Origin of the sequence: Spiroplasma sp. Moj (assembly GCF_016082285.1) — a bacterium.
GTDB classification, from domain to species: Bacteria; Bacillota_I; Bacilli_A; order Mycoplasmatales; family Mycoplasmataceae; genus Spiroplasma; species Spiroplasma phoeniceum.
Window position 1 is genome coordinate 1 of the sequence record NZ_MQTY02000010.1, and the last position, 16,071, is coordinate 16,071.

Consider the following 16,071-nt stretch of genomic DNA (forward strand, 5'->3'; position numbering starts at 1 on the left):
TGTTAAAATTTTTAAAAGACTAACTGGTCTAAAATGTATATGGTACCTCACACATTATTTCGATATGCTGAGGAAAATCAGTCTTTTCCTTTAATAATTTGCATTCCATATGCTACTTCAGTTACTTCTTGCCCAGTTGATGAAAGAAATGATAGCATTCTTCCTTGTCTTTGAATTTTATTTTGAAAATCATCTTGGCGACGTGATAAGCACATTAATTTATACGCTGTTAAAACCTCATCGTCACTAATTTTTGGCATCAAATCTGGTTTAACAATCTTTCCCGTTGCATCCATAATTTGAAGCATTTCATTTTTTAACGAATCAAATTTGTTAAAATACATTTTTTTGATTCCTGCCTTTCCTGTTTTTTAAATATTTTTAGGTAAAAATAACATCTAAAATTTCTTGTAGTTCAAATTTATCCCCAAAAATATCTTTAATATTAATTTCTAATAATTTTGTTTTAATTTTATTCAGATTATATTCACAACCTGTTAAAAGAGTTTCAAGTGGCTCTGTTCCACCAGAACCTAAAAAATCACCAAAAAATTTAATGTTCGTAATTTTTCCTTCATTAACATTTAAACGCACATCAACGGTACCTTTTCCTTCATATCGAATTTTATTCTGATAACTAAATTCAGGTGAATTACCAAAGTTTCATTCCCATGTTCGATATTTTTCATCAGCTAGTTTATTAACTGCCGCAATAATATCTGGTGGTAAATCTAACACTGGTGTTCCTTGTGCTAAAAACTCATTAGTAATAAATAGCATAAATTCATCAATTGTAATATCATTTGTTAATAATGGTCGAATATTAGTTACTCGTGCCGGAATTGATTTAATTCCTTTTGAAATAATTTTATCTTGACTAACATTTAAGTATTTTTGCATTTTACTTAAATCAACATCAAATAAAAATGTTCCATGGTGTAGCAACCGATTTTTATACTTTATTTTTGCATTACCAGAGATTTTTTTGCCATTAATTTCAATATCATTTTTACCAGCAAACTTAGCATTTAAACCAAGTTTTTGTAAAACATTAATAATAGGTTGTAAAATACTTTCATAATTTTGCGCAATTTTATCATCTTTATTAACAATAATGGAAAAACACAAATTACCATCATCTTGATAAACAGCCCCACCACCTGTTATTCGACGAGCAACATTCACCTTATCAGTTTCAACCGCTTGTAAATTAATTTCTTCAACCGTATTTTGATTTCGACCAATAACAATTGTATTAAAATTTTTTCACAAAAAGAAAATGTTGTCTTTAATATCACTTTTTAAAAGATACTCATCTAAAGCCAAATTAAAATAAACATCTGTAGAAGAATTTTTAAAACAAATCATTTTTCTTATTTTTTAAAGTAATTTAATCCTAATACTTCTAAGCCTGGTAAAGTAATAAAGTTATATGGCTTATTAAAATGTGGCAAGAAGAAAATATCAATTAATGGTAGTTCATCAATTGTAACTCCCTTCATAATTGCTAATGAAAACATATACATAACTTCTGTATGATTAGCCTCTGAAGCTACTTGTGCACCAATAATTTTTCTTGTTTTTTTGTCTCAAAGAATTTTAATTAAAATTTCTTGATATGTATCCATAAATTCTGGACGATCATTATCCGTAAATGTAATTTGATCGTAATCAAATCCTAAATCTTTTGCCACCGTTTTTGTCATTCCTGTTGAAGCTAGCGCTCAACCAAAAACATTAATTGCATTTGAACCTTGGAATCCTGGTGATGCTAAACCTGCTGGTTTTAAAACATTAACAGCTGCAATAACTCCTGTTCGGACAGCATTTGTTGCTAAAGCAATATATGCTGGCTGTTTCTTAGCATTATCATAAACTTCAACACAATCACCAATTGCAAAAATATTTGGGTCTGATGTTTGCATATATTGATCAACTTTAATGGCTGCATTTTTGTCTAAATCAATAACACCATTTAAAATTTCTGTTGCAGGTTTAAAACCAACTGACCAAATTACTAAATCAGCATCATATGAACCTTTATCTGTTACTACTTTTGTTACTTTATTATTGTTACCCTCAAATTTAATAACTTTTTCGCCACCACGTAAATTAACACCCGCTTTACGCATTGCTCCTTCAACTTTATCAGTAAAAGGTTTATCGTAATAACGTGGCATAATGCGATCTGAAATATCAACTAAAGTAACATTTTTTCCTTTTTGATGAAAAGCATCAACTAATTCAACGCCAATGTATCCTGCCCCACATACAACAACATTTTGAATATTTTTGTCATCATTTGCTTTTTTTACTAATTCCCCATGTTGAAATCATTTAACAATATGAACACCTTCCTGCTTAATTCCTTCAATTGGTGAAATAATTGGTCAAGAACCAATCGCTAAAATCAATTTATCATAATTATCATCAAATTCATTTCCTGATTTTAGATCTTTTACACGAATTTTTTTATTTTTATTATCAATTGATAATACTTCATGCTCCATGTTTACTTTAATACCTTCATTTTTTAATACTTCTGGTGAAGCATAAAATAAACCATTTGGATCTTTTACCTCTCCTGAAACTCATAGTGCAATTCCGCATCCTAAAAATGAGATATTGTTGTTTTTATCATAAGTAACAATTTCTGCTTTCGGATCTAATCGTCTTAAGATTCTAACAGCAGTTGTACCTGCATGGTTAGTTCCAACTATAATAATTTTCATGTTATATTCTCCTTTTCTATTCTTAGTAGTATTAATAGTTCTTTCGATATAACTAACTAAATGTGCCAATAGTTATTTTGTTATGGCATTTATTCCTGAAAATTAAATCATACTGTAATGTTATTATATATACCTGTCACAAAAAATAAAAAAGAAAAATCAAATGAAAAACAGAAAAAAATTGCAAAAATTATAAAATTTTAAAAAAATTTTATAATTTTTGCAATTAAATTAACCATTATTTTTCAAAATGTTTTAAAAATCAACGGCCTTCAACAGATAGCAAGCGTTGTGTTTGCTCATTAAGCAATGTTTTTTCTAGTTCTTTATCAATACGGTAAATTCGTGCATCTAAATTATCTAAAAATGATAAGATTTCTGCTTCTAATAAGTGTGGTTCAACAGGTGAACCATATTCCAATCGACCATGGCTAGCTAAAATCATATGTTCTAATAAAACAATTTTTTCTGAATTTAAATTATTACTTTGGGCAAGATGATTTAATTCATTTGCCATAATTGAAATATGACCAAGTAATTTTCCTTCAAATGAAAAATCATTCGTAGCACCACTTGTAATTTCAATAACTTTTCCTAAATCATGTAAAATAACACCACAATATAATAGTTCCGCATCAATTAAACGATCATGATAAACATTGACAACATTTTTTGCCATTTGCAGCATAGTTAAACTATGCCAAATTAAACCTGATTTAATTTCATGATGATTACGAATAGCAGCTGGTCAAATTTTAAATTGCTCACCATATTTTGCTAAAATTAAAGTCATAATTTCACGATATTCAGTTGTTTTCATTTTTTTTACTGTTGTAATAATTTCATCATACATTGCATTTGCTGGAAGCGGCGCAACTTCAATAAAATCATCTAGATTAATACTGGCATTATCAACAATATTATAACTATTAATTTTTGCTTGTAAAACTTTTCGATACTCGATAATATTAATATTTACTTTGTAACAATTACCTTTAATTCAACTTTCAATATCAGCAGGACGAGCATCTCATAACCTTGCTTCAATTGTTCCAGTACGATCTTTCAAGGTTATTGATAAATAAGTGCTGCCATTAGATGCTGTCCCTTGGGTCACCTTATCAGCAATTACGATTAATTCTACATTATTAACTTCTTTTGTTAAATCTTTAATATTCATTTTTCCCCTCCTAAAAATAAAAAAAGTGAGTAATGACTTTTTATATTATAATAAAAGCCCTGGATTTGATAATAAATATGCAACATAATGGATAAATTTACTTGCTTCAGTAATATTAATTACAGCTTCATTATACCCCAATGTAATTACCATAATATCACGAATTGCAATATCATTTTTTTCAACCACAACAGGTTTTTTAAAAATAATACCCATTGCAATTCCGGCAACATTATCATCTGGAATTGTAAATGTTCCCCGTGTTATTCCATATTCACCATAATTTATAATTGAGAATGAGGCATCTTGACAGTCCTTTTCTTTTAATTCATTATTAATACTTTTACTTATTAATTTTGTTAGCTTTGAAGCAATTTCTTTAATTGAAATATTTTTTAAATTATATATAACAGGCATTTTTACTGCAGTATCAATATCTACACTAAAAGCAATATTATAAAATCATTTTAATAAAATTTCATTTTTCTGACTAATAAAGGATGCATTTAAAACAGGAAATTTTTTTAATCCATCATAGACTGCTTTAACATAAAAAGGCAATAATGTTAATTCAATATCATTTTGTGAATATGCTTCACGCATAATTGACAATAAATTAACTAACTCACTAACATCAACTTCAACATCAATAAAACCATGGACAATATTTTTTTTACTTTCCATAATTTCTTTTGCACGAATAATTGCTTGTTGATTTAATTTTACTTTGTCAACTTGCAAAGTTTGTGGATTTTCTTTTATTTTATGTTCTGAAGAAGCGGAATGTTCCCTTGACGTTGCATATTCTGACTTATGCTTTTCATAATGCGACAAAACAGACGAATGAACCGTCGAATGTGACTTTGAATGTTGACTATGATGCTCCTTCGGCTTATTTTCCACTAATTTATCTTGTTTTAAATTTATAATAGGTTCCATTTTTGAATCATCAACATTATTTATATTTTGAGCAAAATTACTTTTTAATTCTTCTTTTGTATAATTTTCTTGTTTGTATTCTTCTCTATCAAAGGGTTGATGATGTAAGGGGTCTATTTTTTTATCATCAACTTGTTTTCTCACAGCCATTTCTGCTATAAATGCTAAATCACGTTCTAAATTTTCAAGTTCTTCAATAACTTCTTCTTCAATTGTTATTGTTGCTAAATCATCTTTAACAATTGCCAAATCTTCTTTTAAATCACCCAAATCTTTTTGCAATGTTTCAATATTTTCTTCACTAGGAATATTCTCAAGAACATTTTCAACTTTATCTTTAAACGGAAATGTCTTTGAATCATTATTCTGGCTAAAAAATGGGGTTGAATCTTGTGCTATATTTTCTTCTGGTAAATCAATTTCAATTGAATGTTCAAAATCATCTTGTGGATTTTCACCAGCTACTTCACGTGCTAGTAATGTTTCAATTAATTCTTCGCGAAAAATTTCTGTTTCTGATTTTTTAACATCAATTGGTGGCCGATTTTGTACATTATATTTTCCAGAACCATTAAAAGAAATAGTATTATAGGGTTGCTCAAAATTATTGTCATGTTCATTAAGGGTTGCCTCAAATGGTAATAAATCTAATAAAACATCACCACTATTAATAACTTTATTTTCATAAACAATAAGATTTAACACTTCACCAGTAATTGGCGCTTTAATTTCATAAACTTTATTTTGTGTAATAATGTTAGCAAGTTTATCCCCCTTTTGGACAACTTGTTTATTTGTAACAAAAATTTTATCAACAATTCCTTTGCGATTATAATCCGCTTCAAAAATAATTTTTGCCATACCCAAACCCCCTATTTTCTAACTATATATTAGCATAACTTTTATTCTTTTAAATAATTAGTTTCTAATTCTTGATATATTGCTTCCATTTTTCTTTTTGCTTCTTCATTTGTTTTATCAACACAAACAAAATAGAATTTTATTTTTGGTTCTGTTCCACTTGCACGAACTGCAAATCAACTACCATCTGCAAAATAAAACTTTAGTAAGTCTTGACCTGGCATTTCATATAAACCATGCAAATAATCTTCTTTTTTAATACATTTAATTTTATCTAAACTAGTAATTGTTTCTTGTCGTAATTTTTTTAACATATTATTAATAATTTTTTTGCCATCAATTCCATCACGAACTAAATTAACTGTTTTACAAAAAAAATAACCAAAATTATTATATTGTTCAACTAAAACATCATATAATGTTTTTCCTTGATTATGATAATACCAACAAGCTTCTGCTAAGACTAATGATGATTGAATTCCATCTTTATCACGAGTTATGTCTTTTAAAACATAACCATATGCTTCTTCAAATCCAAATAAAAATTCTAACCCTTTATCTGCTGCTTTGCTCATTTGATCCCCAATTCATTTAAAACCAGTTAATGTTTTAATAACTTGAACACCATAACTTTCAGCTACTTTATCTGATAAATTTCCAGTAACAAAAGTATTATACATAACCCCATTTTTAGGTAATGTTTTTTGACGTTGATAATGGGAAAATAAATACTCAATTAATACCGGAGCTGTTTCATTTCCAGTCATTAAATAATACTCATAATCTTTAATTTTAACACCAATTCCTAAACGATCAGCATCAGGGTCATTTAAAATAATAATGTCAGCATTAATTTTTTTCGCATATTTTAATGCTAAATCATAACATTCTGTTAATTCTGGATTCGGATTAGGGGCAAAAGTAAAATTAGGATCATTATCAAATTGCTCTTCTACAATCGTAACATCATAGCCACATTCTTTTAAAATTCGTGGAGTTCATTCTTTACTTGTTCCATGCAAATTAGAAAAAACAATCTTAATATTACGTTTTTGATTTGGATAAAATTGCATTGCTTTAACATCGCTGACATAATTATCCTCGACTTCTTTTGCAACATATGTAATTAAAGTTGAATCTGGATTTAAAGTTAAAGTAAAAACTTCTTTTTTAATTTTTAAGTAATTTTCACCAATGACATCAGTTGCGACTGGCAAAAACTGTGAACCATTATGATCATAAATTTTATAACCATTATATTCACGCGAATTATGACTTGCTGTAATAATAACACCCGCTACCGCTTTTATTTTCCGAATGGTATAAGAAACCATTGGCGTTGGGCGAAGGTCATTATTAGTAAATAAAATTGCTTTAATATTATTACTAGCAAAAATATTTGCTACTTCTTGTGCAAATTCAGCTGAAAAATGACGGTTATCATGCCCAATTACAATTCCTTTTGATTTTAAATCTGTCGCAGAATAAATTGTTTTTAAATATTGCATAAAAGCTAATGTTGCTCTTCGAATTGTATATAAATTCATTTTTCCGGTTCCTGGACCTAATAATCCTCGCAATCCAGCAGTTCCAAATTCTAAATCATTTGAAAAAGCAGCAATTAAATCTGCTTCAGACATTTGTTGAAATTCAGCGGCTAATGTTGGATCTAAATTTTTAGCATCTTTCCATAATTTTAAATTATCTAAATATGACATCTTAATTCTCCTCTTTTTTTAACAAGCAACAAAGTTTTTGGTTTTAACCATAATACATTCTTGTTTGCTACAACCAATAATTTTCACCTTATATAGTAAATTTTTCTATTTTGATTTTATCTATTTTATTGTTTTCATATTATTTAATAAGATATTTTCTCTATAGAATTTTATAGATACTTAAATTAGTATTTATTACTATTGAAACAATAATTAAATACCAACTATAATTCAATATTATTTTCTTTTTTTGATTAAAACAATCTTTACAAAGATTGTTAATTTGTTCATTTCCTATTAACAATTTCATTAAGTGTAATTCTTCATTTTCAACATTTCATTGTATTTATTACAAATTTTCATATCTTTTTGTCACCTTCTTTATTTTTTATATCCATTATAAATTATACTTTTATTTTTAACTATTTAGCAATAAATTTAATTATATTAAATATAAAACTACAAGTAATAAAAATTCATTGATAATTTTGCATTAAAAATGATCTTCATCATGAAGACCATATTAAATTGGTAATTCAAAATCATAAATTTTTCCTTCAATAATATAAATTAATGTTTCAGCAATATTAATGATATGTGTTCCAGCCCGTTCAATTGAACGTAATTGTTGCATTGTTAAAGTAATAACTTTAATTTCTTCTTTTGATTTTGCTTCACGAATTTTTTCAATTAAAGCATCATTTTCAACTTTATAAATCTTGTCTAATTCAGTATCATATTTTAAAATATTATATGCTGACTCAATTCGTTCTTCCTCAAAAATATTTGACACTTCTGTTAACATTTCAATGACTTTTGCAACTAATTTTTTTAAAAAATTAATTAACTTTGTTGAAGGTTTATATTTGATATAATAACGACAAATACTTTTTGCATAATCTGCAATACGTTCAACTTCCTTAACAATCAAAATGAAACCAACTATTCGTCGTAAATCTTTTGCAACCATTTGTTGTTTTGCAATTTTTCATAGTGAAACTTCAATGAAAGCCTCTTGCATTTTATTAATTGTTTCATCAGCGGAAATAACACTTTGAGCAAGCTCAACATCATTTGTTTCTAAACATTTAACCATATCATCATATTGATTTTTTGTCATTGCAATCATATCAATAATCATTTGTTTTGTTTGTGCTAAATCATTTTCAATTTTTATGCTCATATTTTGTCCCCCTCCTTTCGTTATTCAAAACGCCCAGTAATATAATCTTCTGTTTTTTTATTAGCCGGACGAGAGAAAATAATCTTAGTTTTATTATATTCAATTAATTTCCCTTTTGCAAAAAAAGCAGTATAATCAGCAACTCGTGCGGCTTGTTGCATATGGTGGGTTACTAAAACAATTGTAAAATCTTTTTTTAGTTGGGTAATTAATTCCTCAATTTTTGATGTTGAAATTGGATCTAATGCACTGGTTGGTTCATCTATTAACAAAATTTTAGGTTTCATCGCAATTGCCCGGGCAATACATAAACGTTGTTGTTGTCCCCCCGATAATGCAAAAGCAGAATCTCGTAAATTATCTTTTACTTCATCTCATAATGCTGCTCGTTTTAAACTTTCAACAACAATACTATTAACTAATTTTCGATCACGAACTCCTTGATTCCGTGGTCCATAAGCAACATTATCATAAATTGACATTGGAAATGGTGAAGGTTTTTGAAATACCATCCCAATGTCTGTTCGTAATTTAACAATATCTGTTTCAGGACTATAAATATTCTTCCCATTAATTAAAATTTCACCTTTAAAAATTGACTTTGGCTCAACATCATTCATTCGATTAAATAAACGCAATAATGTTGATTTTCCTGATCCTGAGGAACCAATAAAAGCAGTAACAGTATGTTCTTTAATTTTCATTGAAATATTAAAAAGAGCCTGCTTGTTTCCTTTGTAAAAAAAATCAACATTTTTTACTTTAATTAAATCTGGATTATTATCTGATGAATCAAATGTTGGATTCTTAATAATTACTTTTGGATCCATTATTTTTCCCCCTTCTTCTTCGTCTTATTTTCTTCATGGCGTTGTTTTTTCTTTGGTACAAATTTTTTTCAAAAATTATTAAAACTTTGTTTTTGATGAAGATAATTTTCTTTTGAAAAGAAAAATTTCAAGTTATTAATTCAATTTTTTCACTTCGCTCTAAATTCAATATTAACATAATTTGGTGCAAATTTCTTCCCTAAAATATGGGCCAAACTATTTGATAACCAAATTAAAACCATAATCGCAAAAGCTAATTCAAACATAATTCGCATTGCTCCTGCTGTTGCTCCTTCTTTTGAGAGCATTAGAATTTGTGTTGTCATACTTGCCCCTGGTGACATAAATCCAGCAATTGGTAACCGTACCGCAGTTCCTAATGTTAAATAAACTGGCGCTGATTCACCAATAACACGTCCAATTGCTAAAATAATGGCAGTAATAATACCTGGCATCGCATTTGGTAAAACAACTTTCAGCGTTGTTGATGTTTTGTTAGCTCCTAATGCTAATGAGGAATGTCGCAATGAGTTTTCAACACCTGATAAAGCATCCTCAATACTACGAATCATAATTGGCAAAATAACAAGTGTTAAGGTTAAACCAGAGCTTAAAATGGATAATGGTAAACGACAAACACCAATAAAGAAAGCTAATCCAAAAGTTCCATAAATAATACTTGGTGTTGATGATAAAACATCAATTGCAAAACGCACCACTTTTGCAAAAATGCTATTTGGACGGGCATATTCATTTAAATAAATGGCAACCATTAATGATAATGGTATCGCAAAAATTATTGAACAAATAACTAATAACAGAGTAACTAAAAATGTTGAAAGAATTCCTGCTCTGCCATCAAAGGTTGATGTTGAAATTAGATCACTTCATACCATTCCAAATAATCCTTTTCAAATAATTGTAGCTAAAATAACTAATGTAAATGATACAATAATTACAGTTGAAAAGATTAAAAAGAACATTCCGATTCCATCTTTAAATTTTTTCAAACCCCTTGTTTTTTCAATATGTTCATAAAATAACTTATTAATTTTATTAGCATTATATGATTTACTTAATCGTAAACCTTTTGTTGTTTTACGAGCATGATAGTTTCGTTTTCGATTATTAAATGCTTGTGATGAAATAATAAAAATATTAATAATACAGACGATAATAAATAATACTAGTCCAATTGCATATAATGCTGATTCATGCATTGGCCCTGAATTTTCCAACATTTCTAATCCAATTGTTGATGCTAAAGTTGCTATTGATGAAAAAATAAAATTAATAAAACCATTTCCAAGTTTTAAACCATCTGGTGCGTTTCCAGCAATCATCATCACCGCCATTGTTTCTCCAATAATCCGTGCAACTCCCATCATAATAGCAGTAATAATTTTAAATCAAGCTGAACGTAAAACAATACGATAAGTTGTATGGGTTTTACTTAATCCTAATGCTAATGAACCAAAGCGATATGAATCAGGAACATTTTCTAAAGCATTGACTGATAATGAAATCATAATTGGTAAACCCATAAAAGCTAAAGTAATTGATGTTACTAATAAGTTTGAGGTTGAAGGAGCGCCCATTAACATGAAAAGAGGTCCTAAAATTGCTAAAGCAAATAATCCAAAAACAACAGATGGAATTCCAGCTAGCAATTGGATAATACCAATCACTTTACGTTTAATCCTTGGACTTAAATATTCTGAAATATATAATGATGAAAAAATAGTTAACGGAATTGCAAATAATAAAGCAGTTAATAAGACAAAAAATGTTGCAATAATAATTCGTCAAATACCAAATTGACTATTATTAGCATTTCAAGTATTACCTGATAAAAAGCCTCAAAAACCACCAGGATAATGCTGGAAGAAATAAATTGATTTATAAATGATAAAACCAACTAGAGTTAATAAAATTAAAATTGTTAAAATCGTAAAACAATAAATAATAATTTTTGAAGTAAAATCAATAATTTGTTTTCGTCCGCGAAAATTATTTGTAAAACGAATTTTTCATAATGTTATTTTTTGGGAAAACGGTTGTTTTTCTTTCGTGACTTCTTTCTTGGTCATAGTTAATTCTCCATTCCGTTATATTCATATTCAGAATATGCTTGATATTTTTCGGGAAACTTTTTCACAATAATATCTCAAATACTTTGATAATCTGATTTAAAATTTCAAGCTACTTTTTCACTATCAGTTGTTCTTCCACTTTTTGCAAAAGTTGTATTATTATTATTATACTTTCGGAAGAAAAAGTCATCAATTGATAATGGTTCTTCGCATTCTTCCATATATCAATATGCAGCATCATGTGGACTTAACTTAAAATTTGGGTCATAATAAGGATTATATTTCCCATTTCGTAGTTTTGGTTTTGTTTTTGAATATGGTAATGGATCTAACATTCATGCAATAAAAGGTAAGGCATTATTGAATTGTTTTCCTTGATAATTAATAATTCCAGTAAAGGGTCTTGTTAAAGAATAAGCTGGATTAAATTCATAATTATTATCAATAACTTTATATGGTAATTCTGATTCTGTACTTCCTTTACTAATAACACTAGCAATTGCTTTTGCCCCTAAATCTTCATTGCTAATAATTCTTTTAATATATGAAAAAGAAATATAACCAATTGACCCAGGAGTAGTTGAAATTGCTTGATACATTGAACCATTTGATGAAGCTACTTGATTTGTTTCATATTTTTTGCTTTTAATTACTGCTGATTCAAAAAAATCTCTTGTCCCACTTCCAGATTCACGTGTTAAAGTATAAAATTTATTGCTACCACTACTACAAACTAATTGCGAACCAAAAGCTTGTTGTCAAGTAAAATTTGGATCAGTATAAATCTTACGAATTAATTCAGTTCCTTCTCCACCAAAAAAACTTTGAAATTGTAACGAATCTTGGTGTGGTTTAATTTGACAACCATTTGGTAAATGATATACCAAGATAATATAATCACGGGCAAAAACAAAACGACCAGTATGATAATCTGCTCATAGTTGTTGAGCATTAGAGCGGTTATCCCCTGGTTTAGGCGTTGAATTAACATCTTTTGATAAAAAACCAAAAGCATAACTACCATTTTTTGCACCAACTAAGGCAGCAGCACTTCCTAATGAATTATATAAAATATCTTCTTTGTTATCACGTTTATATTGTTCCGTAATATTTGCCATTACTTGGGCAACTGATGTACTCCCTCCAGCAACAATTACATTACTCGCCGATGCAATTGTTCAAATAATAATTGATATTACTAATGCCAAAGCAGAACCAACTAAAGTAAACATTTTATGATGGCTAATCTCTCCTACTACACTCTTAAGAAAATGTTTTTTTTCTTTCTTTTCCTTAACAGCCTTAGTAGATTCGTTTGGCTTCATTCGTTAAGTTTCCTCCCCTTTATATGGTTTTATTTCTTTAAAACTTATTTATACTAATTGTATCAAAAAAATAAAAAATCATAAATAATTTATGCTTTTTTATTTTCAAGTTTATTCTCAAATTCTTTAATCATTTCAGCAGCTTGTTGTAATTTAATTCCAACAATTTTTGTAACTCCTTTTTGTTGCATTGTTGCCCCATATAATACATCACAATGTTCCATTGTTCCAACGCGATGGGTAACAACAATAAATTGAGTGGTATCAACAAAACTACGAATATACTTAGCAAATCGCTCAACATTTGCTGGGTCTAATGGTGCTTCTGCTTCATCTAAAATTACTAATGGAATTGGTCGGACTTTTAAAATCGCAAAAAGAACTGATAAAGCAACCAATGATTTTTCTCCTCCAGATAATAAATTTAAATTAGTAATATTTTTCCCTGGTGGTGATACTTTAATATCAACTCCTGTTTCTAATAAATTTTCTGGTTCAGTATAAATAATTCTTGCTGAACCACCCCCAAATAATACTTCAAAAGTTGATGGTAAATTCTCATTTACTTCTTTAATTGTTTTATCAAACTGTTCTTTCATAATACTATCCATTTCATCAATTGACTTTAACAAGTTTTTAACCGAATCATTTGCATCGTTATATTCATTATTCATAAATTGAAAACGATCATTTTCCTCTTTATATTCTTCAATTGCTTCTAAATTAACATTGCCAATTTGAGATAAGTCACTTCGTAACTGTTTAATTTCATCACGAATTAAATCTTCATTATCAATTACCTTTAATTCCAATGTCTTAGCATGGTCATATGTCATTTGATATTCTTCTGTTAGTCTTGTTAGATTTTGCTGAATTTTAACATTAATAATCGATAAATCAGTATTAATTTTGCTAATTTGTTCTTGCAAAGCTGAAATATAATATCGTTTTTCTCCAATTTGATTATTAAGCTCATTGATTACTAATGACTGCTTATCTTTTAAACTACGGGCAACATTTAATTGTTGTTCAATTTTTGTTTTTAAAAGTTCTTTTTGTTTAATTTGATCCGTAATATTAAGCACTGCTTCATTTTCAACTATTTTTGTTTCATTAATATTTTTTGATGTTAGTAACTGATATTCATTTTGCAATTTTGTTTGGTCATACATAATAATTTCAATTTGTCGTTTCCCTGCCCCAATTGAAGCTTGATTTTCAGCAATAATTTCATTAATTTCATCTAATTGTCGTCGAAGTATATTTAATTGTTTTAAAATATAATGATATTCTTCAGTTTGCATTGCTAATTTTTCATTAAGAATTCTTAATTCTTTTTCTGGATTAACAATGGTCATCCGTGTTCGTCGTGAACCCCCTGTAACAGCTCCTTGCGGGCGAACAATTTCGCCATCTAATGTAACAATATTATAACGATATTTTATTAACTTTCCAATTTCTTGTGCACTATCAAAATCAGTACAAATCAAATAACGACTTAGTAAATAATCAACTGCAATTCGAAATTCTTTTTTTACTTTAACTAAATTATTTCCTAAGCCTAAATATCCTCGCACTGATTTAATTACAAATTCTTCATCACTGTTAAGATAGCGTGGCGATATTACATCTAACGGAATAAATGTTGCTCGTCCAGCACGGTTTTGTTTTAAATATGAAATTGCTCGTTTTGCGCTATCAACATTTTTAACTAAAATATCTTGTAAACTCCCACTTAAAGCAGTCACAATTGCTTGCTCATATTTTTCATCAACATTAATAATATCTTGAACTAATCCTATAATTCCAGGCAAAACATTTTTATTATTAATAATATTTTTAACACCTTCATGTAAATTATCCTGATTTTCAAAATTATGTTGTGCACGTTCTAATTCACTTTCTAAACGAATAATTGTTTTATTAATTGCTCCTAATTGCTCATTTAGCCCAGCTTGCTTTGTATTAAAAATTTCACGTTGAGCATGATATTCTTGTTGCTGTGTTTCTAATGTTGCCAATTTTTCACGTTCATTTTGTAAGTTAACGGTTAATTCATTATAATCATTAACCATATTAGTAATAGTAATATCATTATTAGACATTTTTAAAACTGCTTCTTTATTATCTAATTCAATTTTATGTACTTTTAAATCACTAATTTCTGAAACTAAACTTTGAAATTCTTTAGTTAAAACATTAATTTTACTATCCAAATTAAAGTTTTCTTTGTTTAATTCATTATATTCAATTTCTTTATTTTTTAATTCTCGATCAGCATCTTGTTTTGTACTAATAATTTTTTTCTGCTGTGAGCGTAATTCTAATAATTTGTCATTAAAAAAAGTAATATCTTTTACTAAAACAGCTAATTCAATTTGATTTAATTTATCTTTTAATGTTGTATATTTGATTGCTTTTTCACTTTGCCGTTTCAAACTTGGTAATTTACGTTCGATTTCATTTAAAATATCTTTTAAACGTGCTAAATTCTCATTTGAACGGTCCAATTTTTTTAAAACTTCTAATTTACGGCGTTTATATTTTGCAACCCCAGCAGCTTCTTCAAATAAAGCACGTCGTTCTAATGGCTTTGCTTCTGCAAAAGCATTAATATTTCCTTGTGAAATAATTGCTAATGATGACTTTGTTAAACCACTATCCATTGCAAAATCCTGAATGTCTTTTAAACGAACTGGTTGTTTATTAATAAAATATTCATTTTCACCAATTCCTCGAAAAACACGACGAATAATTTCGATTTCATCATAGTCCATTGCAAAAATCCGGTTTGTATTATCAAAAATTAGTTTAACTTCTGCCATATTTAATGCTGGTTTTGTTTCTGACCCATTAAAAATAACATCTTCACTATTATTCCCACGAAGTGATTTAATTGATTGTTCACCTAAGCATCAACGAATTGCATCATTAATATTTGATTTTCCGCTCCCATTTGGTCCTACAATTCCTATCATTTCATGATCAAAATTGACTGTTAATGGATCAGCAAATGATTTAAAACCAAATGCCTCTAATTTTTTTAAAAATAACACTACTCATCACTTCCTTAAATCTCAAAATTAACAACCAATTTATTCTTTAATAATTATTCTATAAAAGTTTATTATTTGCAACTAAAATTAATAAAAACATCTGTGAAAACCATATACATTTTAGACCACTGATTTAGTCTTTAAATTAGAATGG

10 protein-coding genes and 1 pseudogene are annotated in these 16,071 nt (G+C 28.1%); all 11 read right to left on the reverse strand.

Annotated elements, in window-relative coordinates:
* Positions 1-53 precede the first annotated feature (53 nt).
* Positions 54-344 (reverse strand): annotated as a pseudogene (locus tag BST80_RS01055) (pyruvate dehydrogenase (acetyl-transferring) E1 component subunit alpha); the annotation flags it as partial.
* 37 nt (positions 345-381) lie between these two features.
* Positions 382-1,368, reverse strand: coding sequence for a lipoate--protein ligase (locus BST80_RS01060; RefSeq protein WP_415745568.1), 987 nt, complete (start codon positions 1,366-1,368; stop codon positions 382-384).
* Positions 1,369-1,373: 5 nt separating this feature from the next.
* A complete protein-coding gene (locus BST80_RS01065) occupies positions 1,374-2,732 on the reverse strand; it encodes an FAD-dependent oxidoreductase (protein ID WP_415745569.1) in 1,359 nt (452 codons plus the stop codon).
* 238 nt (positions 2,733-2,970) lie between these two features.
* A complete protein-coding gene (locus tag BST80_RS01070) occupies positions 2,971-3,912 on the reverse strand; it encodes a 3'-5' exoribonuclease YhaM family protein (protein ID WP_415745570.1) in 942 nt (313 codons plus the stop codon).
* A gap of 45 nt (positions 3,913-3,957) precedes the next feature.
* On the reverse strand, positions 3,958-5,712 hold the full coding sequence (locus BST80_RS01075; RefSeq protein ID WP_415745571.1) for a 2-oxo acid dehydrogenase subunit E2: 1,755 nt from the start codon (positions 5,710-5,712) through the stop codon (positions 3,958-3,960).
* A gap of 41 nt (positions 5,713-5,753) precedes the next feature.
* Positions 5,754-7,430, reverse strand: a complete 1,677-nt coding sequence (locus BST80_RS01080; protein ID WP_415745572.1) for a phospho-sugar mutase — start codon at positions 7,428-7,430, stop codon at positions 5,754-5,756.
* 523 nt (positions 7,431-7,953) lie between these two features.
* Positions 7,954-8,613: a phosphate signaling complex protein PhoU gene (phoU, locus tag BST80_RS01085; protein ID WP_053390556.1), complete on the reverse strand. Its 660-nt coding sequence runs from the start codon at positions 8,611-8,613 to the stop codon at positions 7,954-7,956.
* Between the two features lie 20 nt (positions 8,614-8,633).
* Positions 8,634-9,443, reverse strand: coding sequence for a phosphate ABC transporter ATP-binding protein PstB (gene pstB / locus BST80_RS01090; RefSeq protein WP_415745573.1), 810 nt, complete (start codon positions 9,441-9,443; stop codon positions 8,634-8,636).
* Positions 9,443-11,533 (reverse strand): phosphate ABC transporter permease PstA, encoded by a 2,091-nt coding sequence (gene pstA / locus BST80_RS01095; protein ID WP_415745574.1) that lies wholly within the window; start codon positions 11,531-11,533, stop codon positions 9,443-9,445. The genes pstB and pstA overlap by 1 nt, the downstream gene beginning before the upstream one ends.
* A 2-nt stretch (positions 11,534-11,535) precedes the next feature.
* On the reverse strand, positions 11,536-12,861 hold the full coding sequence (gene ptsS, locus BST80_RS01100) for a phosphate ABC transporter substrate-binding protein (RefSeq protein WP_415745575.1): 1,326 nt from the start codon (positions 12,859-12,861) through the stop codon (positions 11,536-11,538).
* An 89-nt stretch (positions 12,862-12,950) separates the two neighbouring features.
* Positions 12,951-15,917 (reverse strand): chromosome segregation protein SMC, encoded by a 2,967-nt coding sequence (locus tag BST80_RS01105; protein ID WP_415745576.1) that lies wholly within the window; start codon positions 15,915-15,917, stop codon positions 12,951-12,953.
* Between the last annotated feature and the right edge of the window lie 154 nt (positions 15,918-16,071).